Genomic DNA, 21,673 nt, shown 5'->3' on the forward strand with positions numbered 1-21,673 from the left:
GGACCACGCTGGGCGACCCAACCCGTCAGGCATTTCTCCGCGCCGACGGAGACGGGAGTATGGACAGAAAGCGGGCGATGACGAGCGTCGACCTCGCCGCGTTGGTCGGCGAGTTGCGCGGCTACACCGGTGCCATCGTCGACAAAGCCTACCTCTACGGCGACGACCTCGTGCGGTTGAAGATGCGAGACTACGACCGCGGCCGCATCGAACTCATCGTCGAGGTGGGCGACCCCAAACGCGCCCACGTCGCCGCGCCCGAACACGTCCCCGACGCGCCGGGACGACCGCCCAACTTCGCGATGATGATGCGCAACCGTATCGCCGGGGCGAACTTCGAGGGCGTCGAGCAGTACGGCTTCGACCGCATCCTCACGTTCCGCTTCGAGCGCGAGGACCAGACGACGCTGATAGTAGCCGAACTGTTCGGCGAGGGCAACGTCGCCGTCCTCAACGAGGACCACGAGGTCATCGACTGTCTCGACACCGTTCGCCTACGCTCTCGAACCGTCGCGCCCGGATCGCAGTACGGCTACCCCGACGAGCGATTCAGTCCGCTGGACTGTGATTACGACACCTTCGCCGCCCGAATGGCGGAATCCGACACCGACCTCGTCCGGACGCTCGCGACCCAGTTGAACTTCGGTGGACTGTACGCCGAGGAGCTGTGTACCCGCGCCGGCGTCGAGAAAACGCTCGCAATCGAAGAGTCGGACGAGGAGCAGTACGAAGCGCTGTTCGGCGCACTCGAACGCCTCCGGGAGCCGATACTGGAGGGTCGAACCGAGCCGCGACTGTACGAGAACGACGAGGGAGAGGTCGTCGACGCGACGCCGCTACCGCTCGAAGAACACGAGGCCGAGGGATACGTCGCGACGGCCTTTGACAGTTTCAACGGCGCCATCGACGAGTACTTCCGCCGGCTGGAACTGGAAGACGAGGAAGTCCACGAAGAACCGGGTAGCGACCGGCCGGACTTCGAAGGCGAGATAGCCAAATACGAACGCATCATCGAACAGCAGGAAGGCGCAATCGAGGACTTCGAGGCCCAAGCGGAGGCCGAACAGCAGAAGGCGGAACTGCTGTACGGCAACTACGACCTCGTCGACGACATCTGTTCTACGATTCGGGCGGCCCGCGAAGAAGGCGTCCCGTGGGCGGACATCGAGGAGACGTTCGCGGAGGGGGCCGAACGCGGCATCGACGAAGCCGAGGCCGTCGTCGGCATCAACGAAGCCGAAGGCACCGTCACCATCGAACTCGACGGCACCGACATCGAGGTCGACCCCTCGATGGGCGTCGAGAAGAACGCCGACCGACTGTACACCGAGGCAAAGCGAATCCGCGGAAAGAAGGAGGGCGCACAGGCGGCCATCGAGGACACCCGCGAGGACCTCGAAGCCGTCAAACAGCGCCGCGAACAGTGGGAGGAAGCCGACGAGTCGGACGACGACGAGGACGACGACGGTGAGCAGTTCGAACGCGACTACCTCTCGATGGGGTCGGTACCCGTTCGCTACGACGAGAAGTGGTACGAGCGGTTCCGGTGGTTCCGGACCAGCGACGGCTTTCTCGTGTTGGGCGGGCGCAACGCCGACCAAAACGAGGAGTTGGTCAAGAAGTACATGGAGCCCTCCGACCGGTTCTTCCACGCACAGGCCCACGGCGCGCCCGTCACGGTGCTGAAGGCGACCGAACCGGACGAGGCCGCCCGTGAGGTCGACATCCCCGAATCGAGCAAGGAGGAGGCGGCCCAGTTCGCCGTCTCCTACTCGTCGGTATGGAAGGACGGCAAGTTCGAGGGCGACGCCTACGAGGTCGACCCCGACCAGGTGTCGAAGACTCCCGAGAGCGGTGAGTACATCGAGAAAGGCAGTTTCGTCATCCGCGGTGACCGAACTTACCACCGGGACGTGCCCGTCGGCGTCTCAATCGGCATCAAATGCGAACCCGACACGCGCGTCGTCGGCGGTCCGCCGGCGGCCATCGAGTCCCGCGTCGAAACCTCGGTCCGTCTCGAACCCGGGCAGTACGCCCAAAACGACATCGCCAAGCGCATCTACCGGACGTTCCGAGAACGGTTCGAGGATACGAGTTTCGTCCGCAAAATCGCCAGTGCAGACCGGGTTCAGGAGTTCTGTCCGAACGGTGGCAGTCGGATGGTCGATAACTGACTGCCGACTGAGAACCCACCGCTTTCCCGAGATATAAAGCCGGTCCGTGCGTCTTTCAGGTATGTTCCGCGATGCGCTGGACTACCCGACCAGACCGCCGATAGGTGGCCGGTCGGTTCTGGTCGGCGGCGCGCTGTTGCTCTTCGTCGGCATCCCAATCGCAATCGCGGGAATCGGTATCGAATATGCGCCGGTCGGCCTCGTCGCCGTGCTGCCGTGGCTCCTCGTCCGCGGTTACTACGTCCGCGTGGTTCGGACGACCGCTGGGCGTACCTATCCGACGCCACCACGTTTCGGCGACGTCGACCGACTGTTCGCCGACGGTATCCGAGCGGTCGCCATCGCCGCCCTCTATCTGCTTCCGGGCGTCGTCGTCCTCGGGCCGCTCGTCGTCGCCCGGACGACAGGCGTCGAGTTGCCGACGCTGTTCGCCCGAGTCGGGCTTCCAGCGGCGCTTTCGAACGCTGCGCTCTCGGTGACGGGACTGCTTGCGCTGTTCGCACTGTTGTATCTCATCGGCGCGCTGTACGCCCTTCCCGTGGCTGTCGCCAACTTCGCTTACACCGACCGCTTCGCCGCGGCGTTCGACCTCCGGACGGTTCTCGGTGGCTCCCTCACCGAAGACTACGCCGTCGCGTGGGTCGTTTCGGTGGTGATTCAGGCGCTTTTGATTCCGGTCGCCTACCCACTCAGGGCGGTTCTCGTCGGGTTCTTCCTGCATTTCTTCGCTGCGGTCGCCGTCCGCTACTGTTACGGACAGGGCGTCGGCGCCGCCCTCGGGTGGGAACCGGTCGGCACCACGCCCGACGAGGAATCGCGGGACGGTGCTGGCGAGGTCACCGCCGCCATCAGGCACATCGACGGCGAGTGGGAGGAATCGAAGACACGACGCTGAGACGAAGCCACGGTCGAACAGTACGCACTTAGGGGCCCCGCCCGGAGGAGTCGGTATGCGCATCGCCGACCGGACACGCACGGAGGGCGGCCGCGAGCGGATTTCGGTGGTCCCCGAGAGCCTCGACGACCTCTGGCATCTCACCTACGTCTTGGAACCGGGCGACCACGTCGACGGCGACACGACGCGTCGCATCCAGCGGGACGACGACAAGACCCGCGACACCGGCGGCCAACGCGAACCGATGTGGGTGAAAATCGAGGTGTCGGACGTGGAGTTCGCGAAGTTCGCAAACCGCCTCCGGGTCGGCGGGGAGATAATCGAGTGTTCCCGAGAGGACCAACTCGGCTTCCACCACACGCTCAACATCGAGGAACACGACGAGTTGACAATCGAGAAGGTCTGGCAGGTCGACCAACTCGAACGGCTTCAGGAGGCCGTCGAGGCCGCCGAGAACCCGGAGGTCGCGATCGCGACCGTCGAGGAGGGAGAAGCCCACGTCCACACCGTCGCCCAGTACGGCGTCGACGAGCGGGCCTCGATTACCGGAACGACGGGAAAAGGCGAGTACGCCCGCGGCCGCGACGAACTGTTCGCGGAGTTGACCGAGGTGCTCAAGCGGATGGACGTTTCCGCCATCATCCTCGCGGGCCCCGGCTTCACGAAACAGGACGCCCTCGAATACATCGAAGACGAGACCCCGGAAGTCACGGAGAAGATACAGACCGTCGACACCGCATCCGTCGGTGACCGTGGTGTCCACGAAGTGCTGAAGCGCGGCGCCGTCGACCGCGTCCAGACGGAGACCCGAATCTCCAAGGAGGCCGAACTAATCGACGAGTTGATGACACAGATTGGGGAGGGCGCGAAAGCAGCCTACGGTATCGACGAAGTGATGAAGGCCGCAGACTACGGCGCCGTCGAGACCCTCCTGTTGCTCGACGAGCGTCTCCGTGAGGAACGGGCCGGCGAGGGCGAGTGGGACGTCGACGCCAACGAACTCGTCGAAACCGTCGAGCGGCAGGGCGGTGACGTGACCGTCTTCTCTCACGAGTTCGACCCCGGCAAGCAACTCTCGAATCTCGGTGGCGTCGCCGCGCTGTTGCGCTATCGTCTCGATTAAAACTGGGTCTGAAGCCGGATTTCGAACCGTGCGCCGCCGTCGGCACTCTCCATCACTTCGATTTCCCAGCCGTGAGCCCGGACGATTCGCTCGACGATGGCGAGGCCGAGGCCCGTCCCGCTTTCGCTTGTGGTGTACCCCTCCTGAAACACTGCTTCCCGAGTTTCGGCAGGGATTCCGACACCGTCGTCCTCGACGTAGAACCCTTTCTCGAGGGGCCCGACCTCGATGGTGAGTTCGGCGTCGTCGGACCCTATCCGACTGTCCGTGGAACCGTGTTCCACGCTGTCCTGACGAGTGTGCGAGTCAGGGCACGTCGGGCCGTGCTCGACGGCATTTCGAAAGAGGTTCTCAAGGAGCGTCTGTAGTCGGGTCTCGTCGGCCTGAAGCGTCGGCAGCGAGTCGATTGACAGCACCGCACCGTCGGTTCGGACGGACCGCCACGCGTCGTCGACGACCGACTCGAGGTCGACCCGTTCCGCATCGGTCACGAGTTCGCCCTGTCGTGCGGTTTCGAGCATGTTGTCGATGAGCCTCTCCTGGCGTTCCAGCGCCTCCAAAGCGGTGTCGATACGCTCGTCGTCGAGGTCCTCGGCCAGCAGTTCGAGGTTCCCGCTCGCGACGGTCAGGGGGTTCCGTAGGTCGTGGCTCACGGTCGACGTGAACTCCTCGAGTCGCTCGTTCTGCCGTCGGAGTCGCAGTTCCCGTTGCTTCCGTTCGATTTCGTAGCCCGCCCAGCGAGCCAGCAGGTCGACGATGGCCCGGTCCGTCTCGGTGAAGTTCCCTTCGCGGGGGTCGGTGTCGGCGAAACACAGGGTGCCGTAGGTGGAGTCGTCGACGTACACCTTCGAGCCGATGTAACAGCCGAGACCGAACGTCCGGTAAGCGATGTCGTCTTCCCACCCCTCTTCGAGGGCGTCTTCGACCACCATCGCGCCCTCGGTGTCGAGGGTTCGCCGGCAGTAGGTGGTGGCCAACGGCGCGGTCGCACCCTCGGTGAGACGGTCGTGGTCGCCGAGGGCGGCGACGACTTCGAAGGTGTCGTCTATCATCGAGAGGAAGGCGATTTCGAGGTCGAACCGCTCAAGGCCGACCGCAAGCATCGCCTCGATTTTTTCGTCCAACTCTCGGCTGCCGTCCGACGATATCTCGTGGAGTCGCCGGAGGTCACGCTGGGTTCTGAAGTGGTTGGTAACGTCGTACAGCGCGACCTGTCCCCAAGCCCTGTCGCCGTCGTGAGGGAGCCACTCGATGTCGACGTATCGCTCGGTGTCGAGAACGCGGAACGACTCCCCTCGCCGCGGCGCTTCACCGGTGAGGGCGGCCGCGAGACGTGTTCTGACTCCTTCCCGAGCGTCGGGAGCGAACAACTCGGCGAACTCTCGGCCGACGAGTGAGTCGGGGGCGGCGTCGAACAGCGTCGCGGCGGCGGCGTTACAGCGGGTGATGCACCCGTCGCTGTCGAAGACTACCGTCGGTGCCGGCAGTGAGTCAAACGAGACAGTGTCTCCCGCCGTAGTCATACCGTCCGTTATCGGTCAGAATAGATAAATAGCCGGGGAAAAGCGGTGTTGTATTCAAATATCACGTTCGCTCGACCGAGACGGTGAGACCGTCCCGTGCCATCCGCACGTCGCCGTCGAAGCGCTCACGAACCGACTCCAGCATCTCGTCGTGGTGGCCGTCCGTGTGGGGATAGAGGTGCGTCAGATACACCCGTCCAACGTCACGCCCGGCGAGGCTCTCGCCCAGTTGGGACGGCGTTGGGTGGTTGTCAACGTCGATGTCGTCGGGAAACGAGCAGTCGTGAGCGAGGATGGCCGACCCCTCGGCCAGCTCCGAGACGGCATCGCAGGCTTCGGTGTCCGCCGAGAACGTGAACGTCGCACCGGCACTCTCGAAGCGATAGGCGAGACAGTACATCGAGTGAATCGTCTCGACAGCCTCGATGTCGTAGCCAGCCACAGAGAACGTCCCCGGTTCGACCTCTCGGAACGTGAGTTCGAAGCGATCCTCCATGTAGTCGTGAGCCGTCAGCAGGTCCTCGACGAGGGCTTGGGTCCCCTCGGGACCGACGATTTCGAGGTCGGTTTCGCCGGCCAGCCAGCGGGCCTTCAACAGCGGTATGAGGTCGGAGACGTGGTCGAGGTGGTGGTGGGTCAGCAGGACGGTCCCGATATCGGCGTAGCCTACGTCGGTGCGGGCGAGGCCGTGAAGGGCGCCGCTGCCGCAGTCGACGAGAAGCGGGTCGGCCTCGCCGTCCGGGTCTTCCAGCAACAGGCCGGTCTGGAACCGCTCGCCGGTCGGCATCGCGGCGCCGGTTCCGAGGAAGGTCACGCGCATACCGACGCCTCGGCGGCGAGGGGCAAGTGCCCTGCGGTCGGTTCACTTTCACTCCGGTGTCGGAACCCACTTGCCGCTCGGAGACGTAGCCGGCGTCGATGGAGGGTGGCCCGTCGGAGGAAGCCGAGGCCGTCGCCCGGGAGGCACTCGACCACCACGGGATCGACGCGGCGTCGGTCGAGATAGACGATGCCGACGCGTTCGCCCGCCTCGACCCCGCCGTCCGGGAGTGGTGGGTCGAGCAGTTCGGCGCGTTCGTCCCCGACAACGGCGGGTTCTTCACCCCACCGCAGAAGGAGGCCGTCCCGCTCATCGACGAGGGTCGGAACTGTCTGGTCGCGGCACCGACGGGGTCGGGCAAGACCCTCGCCTCCTTCACCGCCATCATCGACGACCTCTTCGAGCGTGCGCGGACCGACGACGGTCTCGACAACAGCGTCTACTGTCTGTACGTCTCGCCGCTGAAATCGCTGGCCAACGACATCCACCGCAATCTCGCGGAGCCGCTGGACGGTATCACCGAGAAGCTCGACGCACGTGGGGAGTCCGTCGAGTTGCGGCACGCGATTCGGCACGGCGACACCTCCGATAGCGACCGACAGGCGATGCTTGAGGAGACGCCGCACATTCTCAACACGACGCCGGAGACGCTCGCAATCCTCCTCAACAGCCCGAAGTTCAAGGAGAAACTCGAAACCGTCGAGTACGTCGTCGTCGACGAGATTCACTCCCTCGCGGACAACAAACGCGGGACACACCTCTCGGTGTCGCTGGAGCGACTCGAACGCCTGTGTGAGACCTCGCCGACACGCATCGGCTGTTCGGCGACGGTCGAACCGCTCGATGCGATGGCCGATTTTCTGGTCGGTGGCGACCCCGACGATGACGGGACGTGGCACGCTCGCGACTGCCAAATCGTCGACGCGCGGTTCGTTCGCGAGTTCGACATGGAGCTTCGCTGTCCGACGGACGACCTCATCAACACGCCACACGGCGTGGTGACGGAGCGGTTCTACCGGGAACTAGACGAACTCGTCGCAGACCACACGAACACTTTGGTGTTCACGAACACGCGGTCGGGCGCCGAACGCGTTCTCAACAACCTCCGGGAACGTGGCGACTACGACGAGTCGAACTCCGGTTGTCACCACGGCTCGCTGTCGAAGGACCGGCGGCAGGAAATCGAGGCGGGGCTGAAATCGGGGACGCTCGACGTGGTGACGACCTCGACCTCACTGGAGTTGGGCATCGACATGCCGCACATCGACCTCGTGGTGCAGGTCGGGTCCCCGAAATCCGTCGCCTCGCTGCTCCAGCGGGTCGGACGGGCCGGCCACCAGTTGGGCGAGACGGTCAAGGGTCGGGTGTTCGCCTTGGACCGCGACGAACTCATCGAGTGTGCCGTGATGTTGAAGAAGGCCGAAGAGGGATTCGTCGACCGCGTGTTCGTCCCCGAGAACGCACACGACGTGGCCGTCCAACAGGTCTACGGAATGGCCATCAACGGGCCGCTTCCGGAATCCGAACTGCTGTCGACGCTCCAGTCTGCCTACCCGTTTCGGAACTACGACGAGGACGACATCGAGTCGCTGTTCCGGTATCTCACGGCCGACTACGAGGGGATGGAGGACAAGAACGTCTACGCGAAGGTGTGGCGCGACGAGAACGACCCACCCGGCGGCGAACACCACTACGAGGCGTTCGACCCCGGGACGCCGCTCGTCGGCAAACGCGGTCGTCTCGCCCGCGTCATCTACATGACGAACATCGGCACGATTCCGGACTCCTTCGATTGTGACGTGTTCACCCGGTCGAGCGAGGAGTGGGTCGGACAGTTGGACGAGTCGTATCTCGATACGCTCGAATCCGGCGACGTGTTCGTGTTGGGCGGACAGAACTACGAGTACAGTTACCGACGGGGGTCGAAGGTGTACGTCGACCCGACGAGCGCCCGAGCGACGGTTCCATCGTGGTACTCCGAGCGCCTGCCGCTGTCCTACGACCTCGGCCGAGAGGTGTTGACCTTCCAGCGAGAGTTGTGCGACCGGCTCGAATCCGGCGGGCCGCCCGAGGTCCGCCGGTGGCTCCGGGAGTTCCCGCTGGACGAAAGTACCGTCCGGGCGATAACGCGGATGTTCGACGCGCAAGTTCGCTACGCCGGCGTCGAGAGCGTCTCGACGGACCGACGACTCGCCGTCGAAATCGAACTCGACCGCGAGGCCTACCGCCGGAACTACCACGTCCACGCCAACTACGGCCGGCGGTTCAACGACGGACTCTCGCGACTGCTGGCCTACCGGTGTGCCCAGCAGGCCAACGCCAACGTGAAAGTCGCCGTCGCCGACCACGGGTTTACGCTGTCGATGCCGCTCAATCGCAAGGTCGACATCGACGGTATCATCGCCGACATCGAACCGTGGGAGGTGCGTGGCGACTTGCGGGCCGCACTGGACGGAACCGACCTCCTGAAGCGGTACTTCCGCATCAACGCCACCCGCGCGCTGATGATTCTGAAGCGCTACAAGGGCTACGAAAAGTCGGCGAGCCAACAGCAGGTTTCCAGTGAAATGCTCATCGGCTTCGCCCGCGAAAAGGAGGATTTCGCCGTGATGGAAGAGACCTATCGCGAGATACTGGCGGACAAACTCGACGTGGACGCCGTCGAGACGTTCGTCGCCGGGGTGGCCTCCGGCGACATCGACGTCTGCGTCCAGACGGTCGACTCACCGACACCACGGGCGTTCGGGCTGGCGACGTTGATGGCCAGCGACGTGGTGCTCGCCGAGGACGAATCCGCCGTCCTCCAGGAGTTCCACGACCGTGTGATGGCCGAAATCGGCGACGATGGCGACGGAGTCACCGTCGGGACTGACGATTGAGGGTTACACGAGAAGCGTGTTCAGGGCGTCCGGAACGACCAGCACGTCGCTTTCCGGTTCGATGGCCTCGTCGACGGAGTCGCAGGCGGACATCAGACACTCCTCGACGATGTCCGGTGATTCGCTGTTCGTGATGTACACGTCGTGGTCACGAAGCGCACGAGCGACGACGAAGGCCCGCTGGGCGCCGGCCTCGTACCCGCCCCGCATCGTCTCGTACAGTTCCTCGGCACTTTCGGCTCCCGAGAGCCACTCGTAGAAGCGTTGTTCGCCGCGCCCTTCGCCGGCACCCTCCTGAAGGAGGGCGGGGAGGACGACCCGCCCGTCGTCGCGGAGTGGGTTGTTCGCGCCCAACAGGATGTACGTCGCCGCCCGTGTCGTCTGATAGAGGTTGGCGTCCTTCGGCGCGCCGACGCCGCCGACGACGGCGTCGTACTCGCCGTCGACGCTCACCGATAGGGCCGTCTTTGCGCTGTCGGCCAGCGACCGCACGACGCGTTTCGGCTCGCCCGCCGCAACGTCGAGAATCCCCGGTGGGCCGTGGGTGACGTTGAGACAGAACTCGACGCCGCAGGCCTCACCGGCGGCGTCGATGGCGTCTCTGAAGGGGTTGCCATCGATGCTTCCGAGGCGGACGCCGTCCTCGGAGAGCATATCGGGGCCGTGGGTGTAGCCGATGAGCGATTCGCCGCCGGCACCGATGGCGACCGTCTTCCCGCCGCCCGAGAAGCCGGCGTACTGGTGGGGTTCGACCATCCCCGTCGCGAGCACGCGGTCGGCGCGGGCGACGGTGCGGTTGAGTTCGACGGGCGTTCCGTCGACCGACCCCACCTCGACGGTATCGTCTGGGTCGTGGTTGACCGCGAGGTCGGCGTGCTCACCGAGCATCTCCGTGAGTTCGTCGTCGGTCATCGGCCGGTGGAGGCCCAATCCGACGACGACGGTCACCTGCTCGCGGTAGACGCCGGCGCGTTCGAGTTCCGACAGCAGGATGTCGACGAGGACGCCGTCTGGGGTCGCACGGGTGATGTCGGTGACGACGACGGCGACGGTGTCGTCGGGGTCGACGAGCGTCGTAAGGTCGGGGCCGAGGGGGTCGGCGAGCGCCGCCTCCGCGGCCAGTCGGACCTCGACCGCCTTTCCACCGGCCGGTTCGGCGACGGTCACCGAACACTCCGGAAAGTCGACCGACACGGTTCCGTCGCCGAACGAGAGTTCGACGGCCGACATCAGCCCTTGATGTTGCAGACCGGGTAGACGCGGGCGACCTTGTCACCGATGCCGAGTTCGTCGCTGACGCGAACCACCTCGTCTACGTCCTTGTACACGCCCGGTGCCTCCTCGGCGATTGTCGCGCCGCTCTGGGCTTTAACGTACACTTGCTGGTCGCGGAGGTCGTCCTGTACGTCGCCGCCCCAGAACTCGCTTTTCGCCTGCGTCCGACTCATCAGGCGACCGGCGCCGTGGGCCGTCGAGCCGAAGGAGAGACCCATCGACTCCGACCCGCCACAGAGGACGTACGACCCAGCACCCATGCTGCCGGGAATGATGACCGGCTGTCCCACGTCGCGGTAGGCCTTCGGCACCTCGCTCCGGCCCGCCGGGAACGCCCGGGTTGCGCCCTTGCGGTGGACGAACAACTCACGGTCCTCGCCCTCGATTTCGTGGACTTCCTTCTTGGCGATGTTGTGGGAAACGTCGTACAGCAACTCCATATCCAACTCCTCCCACGGGCGGCCGAACACGTCGGCAAACACCTCCCGGGTCTGGTGGGTGATGAGTTGGCGGTTCACCCACGCGAAGTTGATGGCCGCACACATCGCGTCGTAGTAGTCCTCTGCGAGTTGGGACCCGGCGGGTGCCGCCGCGAGTTCCTTGTCGGGCAACTGTGACAGCAGGCCGCTGTGGGCCTGTTCGATGTCTCGGAGGTAGTCGTTGCATACCTGATGGCCTAGCCCCCGGGAACCACAGTGAATGAGGACGACGATTTGGTCCTCTTCGAGCCCGTAGGCGTCGGCTATCTCCTCGTCGAAGATGTCGGTGACGCGCTGGACTTCGAGGAAGTGATTCCCCGACCCCAGCGAGCCGAGTTGGTTGCGCCCGCGGTCCTTGGCTTTCTTCGAGACCGCGGCGGCGTCGGCATCGTGGCGGACGCCCTCGTCTTCGCAGTGGGCGAGGTCGTCGGCCGTGGCATACCCCTCCTCGTGGGCCCAGTCCATTCCGCGTTCGAGGACGGCTTCGACGGTGCCGGAATCGCCCTCGACGACGCCACCGCCGCCGAGTCCGGAGGGAACCGCCTCGAACAGCGCGTCGACGAGTTCCTCCTCGTTGCCTTCGAGGTCGTCGTAGGTGAGGTTCGTCTTCACCATTCGGACGCCGCAGTTGATGTCGTAGCCGACCGCTCCGGGGGATATACAGCCGTCTTCGGCGTCGATGGCGGCGACCCCACCCACCGGGAAGCCGTACCCCTGGTGGCCGTCGGGCATACAGAGGGCGTACTTTTGGACGCCCGGGAGATGCGTCGTGTTCTTCAGTTGTTCGAGGGTCTTGTCCTCCGAAATCTCTTCGAGGAGTTCCTCGCTGGCCAGCACCCGCGCCGGAACGCGCATGCCGCCCTCGGGTGGAATCTCCCAGACGTAGTCGCGGACCTTGTGCAGCGTCACGTCGCCCGCGTCGAACGTGGTCATACCCGGGGTTCGACGCGAGCGGCCCAATAAGTTACGACCGGTGGGCGTCTTGGGCGGCGCTCAGTCGTCGGCAGGTGCCGGGTCGTCGGCGCCTTCGATTTTCACGAGTTCCTCGACGGGTGGCAATTCGGCGTCGGCGTCGGTGATGATTTCGATGCGCTTCGAGAGTTTCTCTTGGGCGTACTCGATGAGCGGTGCGGGGTCGGCGCCGGTGTCGAACTCCGTCTGGACGGTGCCGGCGACGAGCGGCAGGAGGTCCGTGAGAATCCCCTGGACGATGTCGGGGTCGACGCCCTCCTCGGCGATGAGGTGCTGAACCTTGTGCATCCCGAAGCCGACGTGGCGGCCCTCATCGGAACGGATGCGCGTGATGCCCTCGATGAGGCCGTCGAGGTAGATGTCTTCGGTGTCGGCCTCCTCGCCCCAGTCGTCTGGGCCGGCGTCGCTGAACGTCGCCTGGAAGCCGTAGTAGCCGGTCTGAGCCAGTACGGACTCGACGACGAGGTGGTAGTGACAGAACGCCTTCGCCCGGTTTTCGGGAGTATCCTCCTCCAGCAGTCGGTGCATCGCTTCCTCGGTACGGTCGAACAACTCGACGTACTCCTCGGGGAAGTACCGCTGGTCGGTTGGCGGGGTGACTTCCCACCCCTTGGCCTCGGCGACTGGGTCGATGACGGTCCGCCAGTAGCGGTCGAAGAACTGGGTGTGTTTGGCCTCCTCGTAAATCTGGCTGGAGACGAACATCTGGTCGTTGATGTCCGAAAGCGTGAGCATCAGCGGCGCGAGGTCCTCCGTGACCGCCTCCTCCCCGGCGCCGAACTTCGCGACGCTTGCGCGGAACGCCTCGAACTGCTCGAAGTCCATATCGGAGTCGACGAGTCGCCGCCGGTCCTGCTGGAGCAACTCTTCGGCGATGTCCTCGTAGGGGTCCCAGTGTCGGTAGACGGCGTTCCGGAAGTAGCCGCCGGCGAAGGAGTCGGGGTCGATACGCATCTCACGACCGGTGTCTCGTATCTGAGTCATACCCCATGATAGATGCACACATACAAACCGCTTCCCCCTGCATACGACGCCAGTTTAACAAGCGGGCGACGGCGGGACGTGTGCGGTCGACACCCCACAGCACAACTTACATACCCCACGGAAGGCAACGTTCTGGCATGACCGAGGACGCCGAACACCGTCGACTCGTCATCGCTGGCTCCGGTATCGCAGGACTCACGGCGGCGATTTACGCCGCACGCTCGAACAACGACCCGCTCGTGTTGGAGGGGCCCGAACCCGGCGGTCAACTCACCCTGACGACCGACGTGGCGAACTACCCCGGCTTCCCCGACGGCATCGGCGGACCGGACCTCGTCAACAACATGAAAGAGCAGGCCGAGCAGTTCGGCACCGAAATCGACCACGGCGTCATCGTCGACGTAGAGCCCGGCCAACCCCACCGCATCGAAATGCGCGACGGCACCGTCTACACCGCCGACGCCTTCATCGCCGCCTCGGGCGCCTCCGCGCGCACTCTCGGCGTCCCCGGCGAAGACGAGTTGATGGGCTACGGCGTCTCCACCTGTGCCACCTGCGATGGCGCGTTCTTCCGCGGCGAGGACATGCTCGTCGTCGGGGGCGGCGACGCCGCCTGCGAGGAGGCCGCCTTCCTCACGAAGTTCGCCGACACCGTCTACATCGCCCACCGCCGCGAGGAGTTCCGAGCGGAAGACTACTGGACCGATCGCATCCGCGAACTCGAAGACGAGGGTGCCGTCGAGGTGATGACCAACACCGAACTCCTCGAAATCGAGGGCACCGCCGAGGAGGGCATCGAAAGCGTCCGCCTCGCGCGCAACCCCGAGGGGTACCCGAAGGAGAAACTCGACGACCCCGACACCGAGGAGTTCGACCTCCCCGTCGGCGCCGTGTTCATGGCCATCGGCCACACGCCGAACACCGACTACCTCGAAGACACCGGCGTCGAGATGGACGACACCGGCTACATCCAGACCGTCGGCGGTTCCGGCGGCGGGCAGACGAAGACGGACGTTTCCGGCATCTTCGGCGCCGGCGACGTGGTCGACTATCACTACCAGCAGGCCATCACGGCCGGTGGGATGGGATGTAAGGCCGCCATCGACGCCGACGAGTATCTCGAAGAACTGGAGCGCGCCGAGAAGACGGCTGACGCCGCGGCGGCCGACGACTGACGCGACCGCGCTGGCAGCAGCGACGCATCCGACCGGAAATTCCTTTTGTGGGCACGCGGTAAGTCACCTATGGCAGACGAAACCGTTACCCTACACATCGACGGCCCCGACGGCGACGACGAAGTGACCCTTCCCACCGAGATGCTGGATTTGATGCGCGAAAACGACGAGTCCAACGCCGAAATCGTCGGCGACCTCGCGCTGTTCTCCTGTGCCCAGCGCATCCACGCGACCGTCCACCACGCCGAGGGCGGCGACACCGAGGAGTACGAGGCCATCGAGGAACAGACGATGGACCTGTTCGAGGACCGCTTCGGCGCCTCCTACGCCGAGTTGACCGGCCACCAGCACTAAGCGGCTAACTGTACTTCTCGCGTAGACTACGGCACCGTCCAGTGGAGGACGACGCCGTCGTCGACTCGTTCCACTTCTTCGAGTTCCAACTCAGGGAAGTCGTCGACGAACCCCTCGCCGTCGGCCAGCGTCGGCGCCTCACGGCCGCCGATAACGAGGTTCCCGACGTACACCGAACACTCATCGACGAGGCCGGCCTCGAACAGCGAGAAGATGAGTTCACCGCCGCCTTCGACCATGAGGCGCTCGATGCCCTCGGCTTCGAGAGCGTCGAACGCTCGCGGAAGGTCGACCCGCTCCGTCCCCGCGACGACGAGGGTGGCGCCCGCGGCTTCGAGACAGTCACGTCGGTCGGTCGGCGCCGCCTCGCTCGTCAACACGTACGTCTCGCGGTCGCCATCGAGTACGGCAGCGTCAGCGGCCGTTCGGCATCGGGAATCCGCGACGACGCAAACAGGCGGGTCGGAATCGGCGCCCCGAACATCTCTGCGGTGGCTCTCGTCGTAGCGGACCAAGGAAGGGTCATCGGCCAACACGGTTCCGACGCCGACCATCACGGCATCGGCTTCCGCCCGCAGGCGGTCGACGCGTGCGAAATCGGCCTCGCCGCTGATGGCGATTTGCTCGCGCCGCCGAGAGGAGAGTTTGCCGTCGGCGCTGACCGCGGCGTTGACGAACACGTCCATACCACGTCTCCGATGGCCGACGACAAAAGGGCTGTAGTCCGACCCGGCGCCGACTTACCGTCGGAGCGCCGCGAGGGGCCGCAACGGCAGCGGGACGTAGTCGTGGTCGGGCGTGTATCGGGCGAACGCGAGGCTGTTGGACATCACCGAGACGCTGGAGGCGGCCATCGCCGCGCCCGCAAGCGCCGGGTTCAGCAGGCCGAGCGAGGCAACCGGAATGAGCGCCGCGTTGTAGCCGAGCGCCCAAAACAGGTTCTGCCACACCTTCGAGATGGTAGCCTGCGAAACCCGGATGGCCTTCAGAACGTCGGCGGGGTCCGACCGCATCAGTGTCACGTCTGCGGCCTCCATCGCCACGTCGGTTCCCGACCCGATGGCGACGCCGATGTGGGCGGTCGTCAGCGCGGGGGCGTCGTTGACGCCGTCACCGACCATCATCGCCCGGATGCCGTCCGACTGGATGGCCTCGATTTCGTCGGCCTTCTCCTCGGGGAGGACGCCCGCGTGGACGTTCTCGGCGAGGATACCGACCTCCTCGGCGACGGCACGGGCCGTCCGCTCGTTGTCACCGGTAATCATGTACACGTCGTAGTCGCGTTCGGTCAGCGCCGCGACCGTCTCCTTGGCGGTCGGGCGAACGGTGTCGGCGGTGGCGACGACGCCGACGACTGACCCGCCGACGGCCACCAACATCGCCGTCTTGCCCTCGCGTTCGAGCCGTTCCATCGCCTCGTCGGCGGGGTCGGTGTCGATGCCCGATTCGGCGAGTAGCGCCCGGTTGCCGACCAGCACCTCGCCGTACTCCGTGGTCGCTCGGACGCCCTTCCCGGGGACGTTCTCGAAGGACTCGACCGACTGGAGGTCGATGTCCCGTTCCTCGGCGCCGTCGACGATGGCCTCTCCGAGTGGGTGTTCCGACCCGGATTCGGCGCTGGCGGCGACTTCGAGGACGAACGACTCGTCGATTTCGGGTTCCAGCATCGCGCCACCGTCGGTTCGGGTGGCGTCGACTCCCTCAACGGCGACGACGTCGGTCAGAGACATCTCGCCCTCGGTGAGCGTGCCGGTCTTGTCGAAGACGACCGCGTCGACCTCCCGGACCTGTTCGAGCACGTCGCCGCCCTTGAACAGGACGCCGTTCTTCGCGGAGATGGTCGAACCGACCATCGTCGCCGCGGGGGTCGCAAGCCCCAGCGCACAGGGACAGGCGATGAGCACCGCCGAAGCGAACACAATCATCGAGAACTCGAACAGCGGGACGCCGCCCACGACCGGGCCACCGCCGACCTGCCCGAACGGGAGCAGTTCGACGAGTCCGTACAGTTGTCCGGGGAACAGATACCACAGCGTCGCCCAGAGGACGGCATTAGCCAACACCGCGGGGACGAAGTAGGCGCTGACGGTGTCCGCCACCCGCTGGATGTCGGGCTGTCGCGACTGGGCTTCCTTCACCCGACGGACGATTTGTTGGATGGTGGTGTCCGAACCCACTTTCGTCGCCTCGACGACGAGGGCGCCGTTTTCGTTGACCGTCGACCCGACGACCTCGTCTCCGGGCGATTTCTCGACAGGGACGGACTCGCCGGTGAGCATCGATTCGTCGACGGCCGATTGGCCGTCACGGACGACGCCGTCGGTCGGGATTCGCTCACCCGGACGGACCTTCATCCGGTCGCCGACCTCGACCTCGGACAGCGGGACGGTGACCTCCTTTCCATCGCGAATGACCGTCGCCTCCTCGGCTTCCATCTGCAACAGCTCTTTGAGGGCATCGGAAGCCTGGGCTTTCGAGCGGGCCTCCAGCCAGTTGCCGACGGTGATGAACCAGAGGATGAACGCGACCGCTTCGAAGTACAGGCCGGCGGGGAGTTCGAAGACGAGAACGGCCGTGCTGAACAGGTACCCCGAACTGGTGCCGACGGCGACCAGTGTGTCCATGTTCGCGGTACGATTGCGGGTGGCTTTGTAGGCGCCGACGAGGAATTCACGGCCCAGCGTCGCCATCAGCGCCGTCGCGATGGCGAACTCGACAATCCCGAAGTCGACGCCGAACAGCGATTCCGGCCGCGGAAGCGGCGTTACCATCGTCGCCATCAGGTAGATGAACGGCGCGGTGAGAACGGCCCCGCCGACCACGAGGCGGCGCTGTTTCCGGAGTTCTCGCTCGGCGGGCGACTCGCCGTCTTCATCCGTCGACCCTTCGTCGTCGGCCCGGACGGGTTCGTAGCCCGCATCCTCGATGGCCTCGTAGACGGCGTCCAGCGAGAACGATTCGGGGTTGTACTCGATGGTTGCCTCGTCGGTCGCGTAGTTCACGTCCGCACGGACGACCCCCGGAACCCCGTCGAGTGCGTTCTCGACGGTCTCCGAGCAGTTCGTACAGTGCATGCCGACGACTTCGACCGTTCGGCGTTCGATGGTGGGGTCGTAGCCCGCATCCTCGATGGCCTCGTAGATGGCCGACAGCGACACTTCTTCGGGGTCGTACTCGACGGTTGTATCGTCGGTCGCGTAGTTCGCCGACGCCGCAACGACTCCATCGAGTACTTCGACTGCGTCGGCGATGGTTTCCGAACACGTCGCACAGTGCATCCCGCCAACACCGATGCGTTCTCGTCTGGTCATGGAGATACATACGGGCCCCTCGTTGATGCGGTTTGTCCCTTGAACACCGACCACTACAACGTCGCAAACCTTCGAAACCAAACTCAAAAACCGGATCTGTTTGGGTTATAAAAGAGAAAACGGCAATAACGTGGGTCCCATATGAGTGAATATGCAAACGACACTGAACGTCGACGACATGGCGTGTGATGGGTGCGAAGCGAACGTCGAGGAAGCGATTCGTGGCGTCGCGGGCGTCACCGGCGTCGAAGCCGACCACGAGTCCGGGACCGTCGTCGTCGAGGGCGAGGCTGACACCGACGCGCTGGTCGCGGCCGTCGACGATGCCGGATACGAGGCGTCGGCCTAAGCCCCTTCTTTCAGTTCCTCGTAGCGCTCGACGAACCGCGCTTCACAGGAGCCACAGCAGAACTCGTAGCGTTCGCCGTCGAGCGTCGCGGTGACGCCCTCGCTGGTCACGGTGTTGCCGCACTCGGCACACTCCATGCCGAGCGTCGCCTCGCCCAACGCCGGGTGCCAGTCGGCGGCCACGAGCGGTGACGCCGACACCGCCTCGATTGCGCCGGTGTCGAACGCCGCCGCGAGGTGGCGCTCTACGTCGCCGTCGGGAACCGACGCGACGACGAACAGTCGGCTATCGGCGGTCGCAAAGACGTGTTCGACGCCGTCGACGGAGCCGAGCGCCTCCCGGGCCGTCGTCGTTTCGCCGGGCGTCACATCGAGCGTCACGGCGACACGAACCCCATCGCTGAGTCGGGACCGGTCGATGTCGACGGTAAAACGCTCGACGATTCCCAACTCCCGAAGTCGGTCGATGCGGTCGCTCACGGCCGGCGCCGACAGCCCCACCTCCTCGGCCAAGTCGCTGTACGGTCGTCGCCCGTCGTCGAGTAGCAATCGAAGCAATCGCCTGTCGGTTTCGTCGAGGTCGCGCATACCGGCGATTCGGTGGCGGGCCACAAACGGCTTGCGCCGCCGTCAGTCGACGCGTTCGGCGTAGCGGAAATCCGCTTCGCGTGCTTCGGGGAACGTCTCGTCGAAGCGTATCTGCCACCCCTCCAGTACGGTCGGGTCTCCAAGCGCGTTCGTCAACCGCGTCCGAACGTCAAGCACGTCGACGCCGTAGAAATCGTTCGGCACGCCCTGAAAGTACTGCAGTGCCGTCCGAAACAGCGAGCGCATCCCGTCGTCGTCCTCGAAGTCGAAGTGCTTGTAGGCGCCGGCGGCGACTTGGACCATCCCGTGAAGGAACTTGCTCTCGGTGGTGCCGCGACCGTAGTTGTACCACTCCGCCTCGAAACAGTCGTGTGACTCGTGGAACGCCGTCGAGTTGTACAGGCGGACGCCGTGTTCGGTCGCCCGGCGGAGCGTGGCGTGTTCCCACCGCCCGTCGGAGCGCCAGCCCGTCGGATTGCCGGCCGGCGGGTCGACGCTCGAATCACGGGTGTGGTCGTCCATCGTCGGAACCTACAGGTCCTTCGCGATGCCGCGCAGGTCGTTCATTCGCTCGCGTTTGCTTCGGATGTCTTCGGGCGACATGACCGTCGACAACGAGCTCTCGCGGACGTGTTCTTCGACGGTATCGACGGCGTGTTGGTCGATTTCGACGCTCGTGAGGTACTCCGCAAGTCGCTGGAGTTCCGCCTCCGAGGCGCGTTTGCCGCCATCGGCACCGGTTATCGACCACGCCAACTCCCGGGCGTCGGTCTTCTCGTCGTAGAGGTACGCGCCGCCGCCGAGGGCCAGCGTCTTCGTCGTGACCCACGGAACGACGTCGCGGTTGCCGTAGCCGAGGTCGTCGACGAGCATCGTCATCGCGCGATCCGACAGCGCGAACTGCCGGCGGCCGGACTGTCCGACCGAGACGTCGAGTTTCAGTTCGCCGTCTTCCTCGACGAGGTGTGGAGCGGTGGCCATACCGGACCTTGCGGCTCCGGGTACTTCGGTCGCGCGGTTCGACCGAAAGACGCAACGCTTTACCCGACGCCTCTCTCAGAAACGGTTGCGTGCGAGGGTAGCCAAGCCCGGAAACGGCGGCGGACTCAAGATCCGCTCCTGTAGAGGTCCGAGGGTTCAAATCCCTTCCCTCGCATGGCGAGGCGCCACGCGCCTCGGGAAGTCGAGCGGCCTCGTGCCGCGAGACGCAACATGCGGAAGACCGCTCTTGGAGCGGCCTTCCCTCGCAAGATTCCTCACGAAACCGCCCACATAGCCGCGGCTACAGGTCCTCGGACAGTTCGTCGAAGCGGTTCTGGGCGGCCTCGTATCGCCGCTCGGTCTCGGCGGCGTCGTAGGTCCACTCGCCGTCGACGCGCTGTAGGACGGCGTTTTCGTGGCGACCCTCTTCGGGCAGGTCGGTCGTCTCGACGAGTCGGCCCTCCTGTTGGCCGCCCTCTTCGACGAAAATCAGTGCGTACTCCTCGCCGACCTGGTCGACGACGGCGGTATCACCACCGTCGGCGGCGACCACCGACCCGGAAACGAGCGTCATCGAAAGCAGTGCGACCACCAACAGCGCAAGTATCGAGCGCATCGCGGCAAGGTGGCCGCGTTTCGGTACATAAACTCGAGGGTCAGTCTTCGGCCGCTTCGACGGCGGCGACTTCGCCGACCGAGGCCCACCCGTCGTCTGTCTCGCGGCCGGCGACGAGGGGGTCGTCCTCGCCGTCGGTGACTAGCCGGTAGGTCGTTCCCTCGCTATCGACGCCCTCGGCCTGAAACGCCTCTTGGAAGAACTCCGCCGAGCGCATCTTCAAGACGACCGTCGCATCGTCTTCGAACGTCAGTCGAACGTCACGGGGCGTGATGTTGTGGATGCGCTTTGCGAGGGTGTTCATATCGGATACAGCGAATTGGGTCGGCAAATCGGTGGCGCTTTCCGCGCCGCTTTCGGAGTTCCGGTATGAGCGAGCGTGCGGACTGTGCCTTGCGGGCGGCCGAGGCGGGCGCGGCGGTGGCCTCGGGGTCGTTCCGGGAAGGCATCGCCGTCGAGACGAAGGGACAGAAGACGGACGTGGTGACCCAAGCCGACCACGACGCTCAGGCGCAGGTCGTCTCGACGATTCGGGACCACTACGCCGACGACCCTATCGTCGGCGAAGAGGACGAAGAACTCGGTGCCGTTCCCGACAGGGGTTCGGCGTGGGTCGTCGACCCAATCGACGGGACGAACAACTTCGTTCGGGGGATACGGACGTGGGCGACGAGCGTCGCGGCGACGGTCGACGGCGAACCACACGCGGGGGCGACCGTCTGTCCCGCGCTGGAGGATACCTACCTGCTCGATTCGGGAACTGCACACCGAAACGGCGAGGAACTGTCGGTCAGCGACCGAACCGACCCCGAGGAGTTCGTCGTCGTGCCGACGGTGTGGTGGGAGTTCGACCGCCGCGAGGAGTACGCTGCCGCCTGTGCGGGCATCGTCGAACGGTTCGGCGACATGCGCCGGTTCGGCTCGGCCCAACTCGAACTCGCGCTGTGTGCGGCCGGTGCCATCGACGGCGTGATTACGAACGTCCGCGTGAGCCCGTGGGATAGCCTCGTCGGCGTCGGACTGGTCGAAGCCGCAGGCGGCGTCGTCACCGACATCGACGGTGACCCGTGGCGCCACGACAGCCGTGGACTGGTCGCCTCCAACGGCCAAGCCCACGACGCGGTGCTGGCGGCGGCCCGAGAAGCAGAGAGCGTTCGATAACCCCGGCCGTGTACG

20 protein-coding genes and 1 tRNA gene are annotated in these 21,673 nt (G+C 65.3%); 9 read left to right on the top strand and 12 right to left on the bottom strand.

Features of this window, described 5'->3' with window-relative positions; translation table 11 throughout:
• Positions 1–59: 59 nt before the first annotated feature.
• The 3 genes from rqcH (at position 60) to NMP98_RS04255 (ending at position 4,192) form a co-directional block, all read left to right on the top strand.
• Positions 60–2,174 carry a ribosome rescue protein RqcH gene (gene rqcH, locus NMP98_RS04245; protein ID WP_254860312.1) on the top strand — a complete coding sequence of 705 codons (2,115 nt, stop codon included), beginning with the start codon at positions 60–62 and terminating at the stop codon, positions 2,172–2,174.
• Positions 2,175–2,235: 61 nt separating this feature from the next.
• Positions 2,236–3,069, top strand: coding sequence for a DUF4013 domain-containing protein (locus NMP98_RS04250; RefSeq protein WP_254860313.1), 834 nt, complete (start codon positions 2,236–2,238; stop codon positions 3,067–3,069).
• Between the two features lie 55 nt (positions 3,070–3,124).
• On the top strand, positions 3,125–4,192 hold the full coding sequence (locus NMP98_RS04255) for an mRNA surveillance protein pelota (RefSeq protein WP_254860314.1): 1,068 nt from the start codon (positions 3,125–3,127) through the stop codon (positions 4,190–4,192).
• On the opposite strand, the gene NMP98_RS04260 is transcribed toward NMP98_RS04255, so the two are convergent.
• Together NMP98_RS04260 and NMP98_RS04265 are read right to left on the bottom strand one after the other, a co-directional pair.
• Positions 4,189–5,715, bottom strand: coding sequence for an ATP-binding protein (locus tag NMP98_RS04260; RefSeq protein WP_254860315.1), 1,527 nt, complete (start codon positions 5,713–5,715; stop codon positions 4,189–4,191). The two genes, NMP98_RS04255 and NMP98_RS04260, sit on opposite strands and share 4 nt — an antisense overlap.
• Before the next feature lie 61 nt (positions 5,716–5,776).
• On the bottom strand, positions 5,777–6,535 hold the full coding sequence (locus tag NMP98_RS04265) for an MBL fold metallo-hydrolase (RefSeq protein ID WP_254860316.1): 759 nt from the start codon (positions 6,533–6,535) through the stop codon (positions 5,777–5,779).
• Positions 6,536–6,633: 98 nt separating this feature from the next.
• Between NMP98_RS04265 and NMP98_RS04270 the strand changes: the two genes are divergently transcribed.
• On the top strand, positions 6,634–9,414 hold the full coding sequence (locus tag NMP98_RS04270; protein ID WP_254860317.1) for an ATP-dependent helicase: 2,781 nt from the start codon (positions 6,634–6,636) through the stop codon (positions 9,412–9,414).
• 3 nt (positions 9,415–9,417) lie between these two features.
• Here the strand turns inward: NMP98_RS04270 and NMP98_RS04275 are convergent, their stop codons facing one another.
• The 3 genes from NMP98_RS04275 to NMP98_RS04285 are packed head-to-tail and all read right to left on the bottom strand — an operon-like array spanning position 9,418 to position 13,124.
• The gene (locus NMP98_RS04275) at positions 9,418–10,644 is read right to left on the bottom strand and encodes a lactate racemase domain-containing protein (protein WP_254860318.1); all 1,227 of its coding nucleotides are present in this window, start codon (positions 10,642–10,644) and stop codon (positions 9,418–9,420) included.
• Positions 10,644–12,101 (bottom strand): RtcB family protein, encoded by a 1,458-nt coding sequence (locus NMP98_RS04280; RefSeq protein ID WP_254860319.1) that lies wholly within the window; start codon positions 12,099–12,101, stop codon positions 10,644–10,646. Before NMP98_RS04280 ends, NMP98_RS04275 begins: the two co-directional genes overlap by 1 nt.
• A gap of 60 nt (positions 12,102–12,161) precedes the next feature.
• Positions 12,162–13,124 carry a ferritin family protein gene (locus NMP98_RS04285; RefSeq protein WP_254860320.1) on the bottom strand — a complete coding sequence of 321 codons (963 nt, stop codon included), beginning with the start codon at positions 13,122–13,124 and terminating at the stop codon, positions 12,162–12,164.
• A 137-nt stretch (positions 13,125–13,261) separates the two neighbouring features.
• Between NMP98_RS04285 and NMP98_RS04290 the strand changes: the two genes are divergently transcribed.
• On the top strand, positions 13,262–14,299 hold the full coding sequence (locus NMP98_RS04290; protein ID WP_254860321.1) for an NAD(P)/FAD-dependent oxidoreductase: 1,038 nt from the start codon (positions 13,262–13,264) through the stop codon (positions 14,297–14,299).
• A 69-nt stretch (positions 14,300–14,368) separates the two neighbouring features.
• Complete coding sequence (locus NMP98_RS04295) at positions 14,369–14,653, top strand: DUF7545 family protein (RefSeq protein WP_156708551.1); 285 nt, start codon at positions 14,369–14,371, stop codon at positions 14,651–14,653.
• 26 nt (positions 14,654–14,679) lie between these two features.
• Here NMP98_RS04295 and NMP98_RS04300 read toward each other — a convergent pair whose 3' ends face one another.
• Both NMP98_RS04300 and NMP98_RS04305 read right to left on the bottom strand, forming a co-directional pair.
• On the bottom strand, positions 14,680–15,339 hold the full coding sequence (locus tag NMP98_RS04300; RefSeq protein ID WP_254860322.1) for a 2,5-diamino-6-(ribosylamino)-4(3H)-pyrimidinone 5'-phosphate reductase: 660 nt from the start codon (positions 15,337–15,339) through the stop codon (positions 14,680–14,682).
• Positions 15,340–15,393: 54 nt separating this feature from the next.
• Positions 15,394–17,964 carry a heavy metal translocating P-type ATPase gene (locus tag NMP98_RS04305; protein ID WP_254860323.1) on the bottom strand — a complete coding sequence of 857 codons (2,571 nt, stop codon included), beginning with the start codon at positions 17,962–17,964 and terminating at the stop codon, positions 15,394–15,396.
• Between the two features lie 151 nt (positions 17,965–18,115).
• Between NMP98_RS04305 and NMP98_RS04310 the strand changes: the two genes are divergently transcribed.
• Complete coding sequence (locus tag NMP98_RS04310) at positions 18,116–18,313, top strand: heavy-metal-associated domain-containing protein (RefSeq protein ID WP_254860324.1); 198 nt, start codon at positions 18,116–18,118, stop codon at positions 18,311–18,313.
• On the opposite strand, the gene NMP98_RS04315 is transcribed toward NMP98_RS04310, so the two are convergent.
• The 3 genes from NMP98_RS04315 to NMP98_RS04325 are packed head-to-tail and all read right to left on the bottom strand — an operon-like array spanning position 18,310 to position 19,881.
• Complete coding sequence (locus NMP98_RS04315; RefSeq protein ID WP_254860325.1) at positions 18,310–18,900, bottom strand: AsnC family transcriptional regulator; 591 nt, start codon at positions 18,898–18,900, stop codon at positions 18,310–18,312. The genes NMP98_RS04310 and NMP98_RS04315 overlap by 4 nt on opposite strands.
• Before the next feature lie 42 nt (positions 18,901–18,942).
• On the bottom strand, positions 18,943–19,422 hold the full coding sequence (locus NMP98_RS04320; protein ID WP_254860326.1) for a DUF309 domain-containing protein: 480 nt from the start codon (positions 19,420–19,422) through the stop codon (positions 18,943–18,945).
• A gap of 9 nt (positions 19,423–19,431) precedes the next feature.
• Positions 19,432–19,881: a hypothetical protein gene (locus NMP98_RS04325; protein WP_254860327.1), complete on the bottom strand. Its 450-nt coding sequence runs from the start codon at positions 19,879–19,881 to the stop codon at positions 19,432–19,434.
• A 91-nt stretch (positions 19,882–19,972) separates the two neighbouring features.
• Here NMP98_RS04325 and NMP98_RS04330 point away from each other — a divergent pair.
• Positions 19,973–20,056 (top strand) — tRNA-Leu (locus NMP98_RS04330).
• A 126-nt stretch (positions 20,057–20,182) separates the two neighbouring features.
• Here the strand turns inward: NMP98_RS04330 and NMP98_RS04335 are convergent.
• Entirely contained in the window at positions 20,183–20,497 is a 315-nt protein-coding gene (locus tag NMP98_RS04335) for a DUF3006 domain-containing protein (RefSeq protein WP_254860328.1), read from the bottom strand.
• Positions 20,498–20,537: 40 nt separating this feature from the next.
• Positions 20,538–20,801, bottom strand: coding sequence for a DUF8072 family protein (locus NMP98_RS04340; protein ID WP_254860329.1), 264 nt, complete (start codon positions 20,799–20,801; stop codon positions 20,538–20,540).
• A gap of 65 nt (positions 20,802–20,866) precedes the next feature.
• On the opposite strand from NMP98_RS04340, the gene NMP98_RS04345 reads away from it, so the two are divergent.
• Positions 20,867–21,658, top strand: coding sequence for an inositol monophosphatase family protein (locus NMP98_RS04345; protein ID WP_254860330.1), 792 nt, complete (start codon positions 20,867–20,869; stop codon positions 21,656–21,658).
• Positions 21,659–21,673 lie beyond the last annotated feature (15 nt).

Origin of the sequence: Natronomonas gomsonensis, assembly GCF_024300825.1 — an archaeon.
GTDB classification, from domain to species: Archaea; Halobacteriota; Halobacteria; order Halobacteriales; family Haloarculaceae; genus Natronomonas; species Natronomonas gomsonensis.

Excerpts from the sequence above, each read along its gene's own strand:
- rqcH (WP_254860312.1), top strand. The coding sequence starts at position 60 with ATGGACAGAAAGCGGGCGATGACGAGCGTCGACCTCGCCGCGTTGGTC.
- NMP98_RS04250 (WP_254860313.1), top strand. The coding sequence starts at position 2,236 with ATGTTCCGCGATGCGCTGGACTACCCGACCAGACCGCCGATAGGTGGC.
- NMP98_RS04255 (WP_254860314.1), top strand. The coding sequence starts at position 3,125 with ATGCGCATCGCCGACCGGACACGCACGGAGGGCGGCCGCGAGCGGATT.
- NMP98_RS04260 (WP_254860315.1), bottom strand. The coding sequence starts at position 5,715 with ATGACTACGGCGGGAGACACTGTCTCGTTTGACTCACTGCCGGCACCG.
- NMP98_RS04265 (WP_254860316.1), bottom strand. The coding sequence starts at position 6,535 with ATGCGCGTGACCTTCCTCGGAACCGGCGCCGCGATGCCGACCGGCGAG.
- NMP98_RS04270 (WP_254860317.1), top strand. The coding sequence starts at position 6,634 with ATGGAGGGTGGCCCGTCGGAGGAAGCCGAGGCCGTCGCCCGGGAGGCA.
- NMP98_RS04275 (WP_254860318.1), bottom strand. The coding sequence starts at position 10,644 with ATGTCGGCCGTCGAACTCTCGTTCGGCGACGGAACCGTGTCGGTCGAC.
- NMP98_RS04280 (WP_254860319.1), bottom strand. The coding sequence starts at position 12,101 with ATGACCACGTTCGACGCGGGCGACGTGACGCTGCACAAGGTCCGCGAC.
- NMP98_RS04285 (WP_254860320.1), bottom strand. The coding sequence starts at position 13,124 with ATGACTCAGATACGAGACACCGGTCGTGAGATGCGTATCGACCCCGAC.
- NMP98_RS04290 (WP_254860321.1), top strand. The coding sequence starts at position 13,262 with ATGACCGAGGACGCCGAACACCGTCGACTCGTCATCGCTGGCTCCGGT.
- NMP98_RS04295 (WP_156708551.1), top strand. The coding sequence starts at position 14,369 with ATGGCAGACGAAACCGTTACCCTACACATCGACGGCCCCGACGGCGAC.
- NMP98_RS04300 (WP_254860322.1), bottom strand. The coding sequence starts at position 15,339 with ATGGACGTGTTCGTCAACGCCGCGGTCAGCGCCGACGGCAAACTCTCC.
- NMP98_RS04305 (WP_254860323.1), bottom strand. The coding sequence starts at position 17,964 with ATGACCAGACGAGAACGCATCGGTGTTGGCGGGATGCACTGTGCGACG.
- NMP98_RS04310 (WP_254860324.1), top strand. The coding sequence starts at position 18,116 with ATGCAAACGACACTGAACGTCGACGACATGGCGTGTGATGGGTGCGAA.
- NMP98_RS04315 (WP_254860325.1), bottom strand. The coding sequence starts at position 18,900 with ATGCGCGACCTCGACGAAACCGACAGGCGATTGCTTCGATTGCTACTC.
- NMP98_RS04320 (WP_254860326.1), bottom strand. The coding sequence starts at position 19,422 with ATGGACGACCACACCCGTGATTCGAGCGTCGACCCGCCGGCCGGCAAT.
- NMP98_RS04325 (WP_254860327.1), bottom strand. The coding sequence starts at position 19,881 with ATGGCCACCGCTCCACACCTCGTCGAGGAAGACGGCGAACTGAAACTC.
- NMP98_RS04335 (WP_254860328.1), bottom strand. The coding sequence starts at position 20,497 with ATGCGCTCGATACTTGCGCTGTTGGTGGTCGCACTGCTTTCGATGACG.
- NMP98_RS04340 (WP_254860329.1), bottom strand. The coding sequence starts at position 20,801 with ATGAACACCCTCGCAAAGCGCATCCACAACATCACGCCCCGTGACGTT.
- NMP98_RS04345 (WP_254860330.1), top strand. The coding sequence starts at position 20,867 with ATGAGCGAGCGTGCGGACTGTGCCTTGCGGGCGGCCGAGGCGGGCGCG.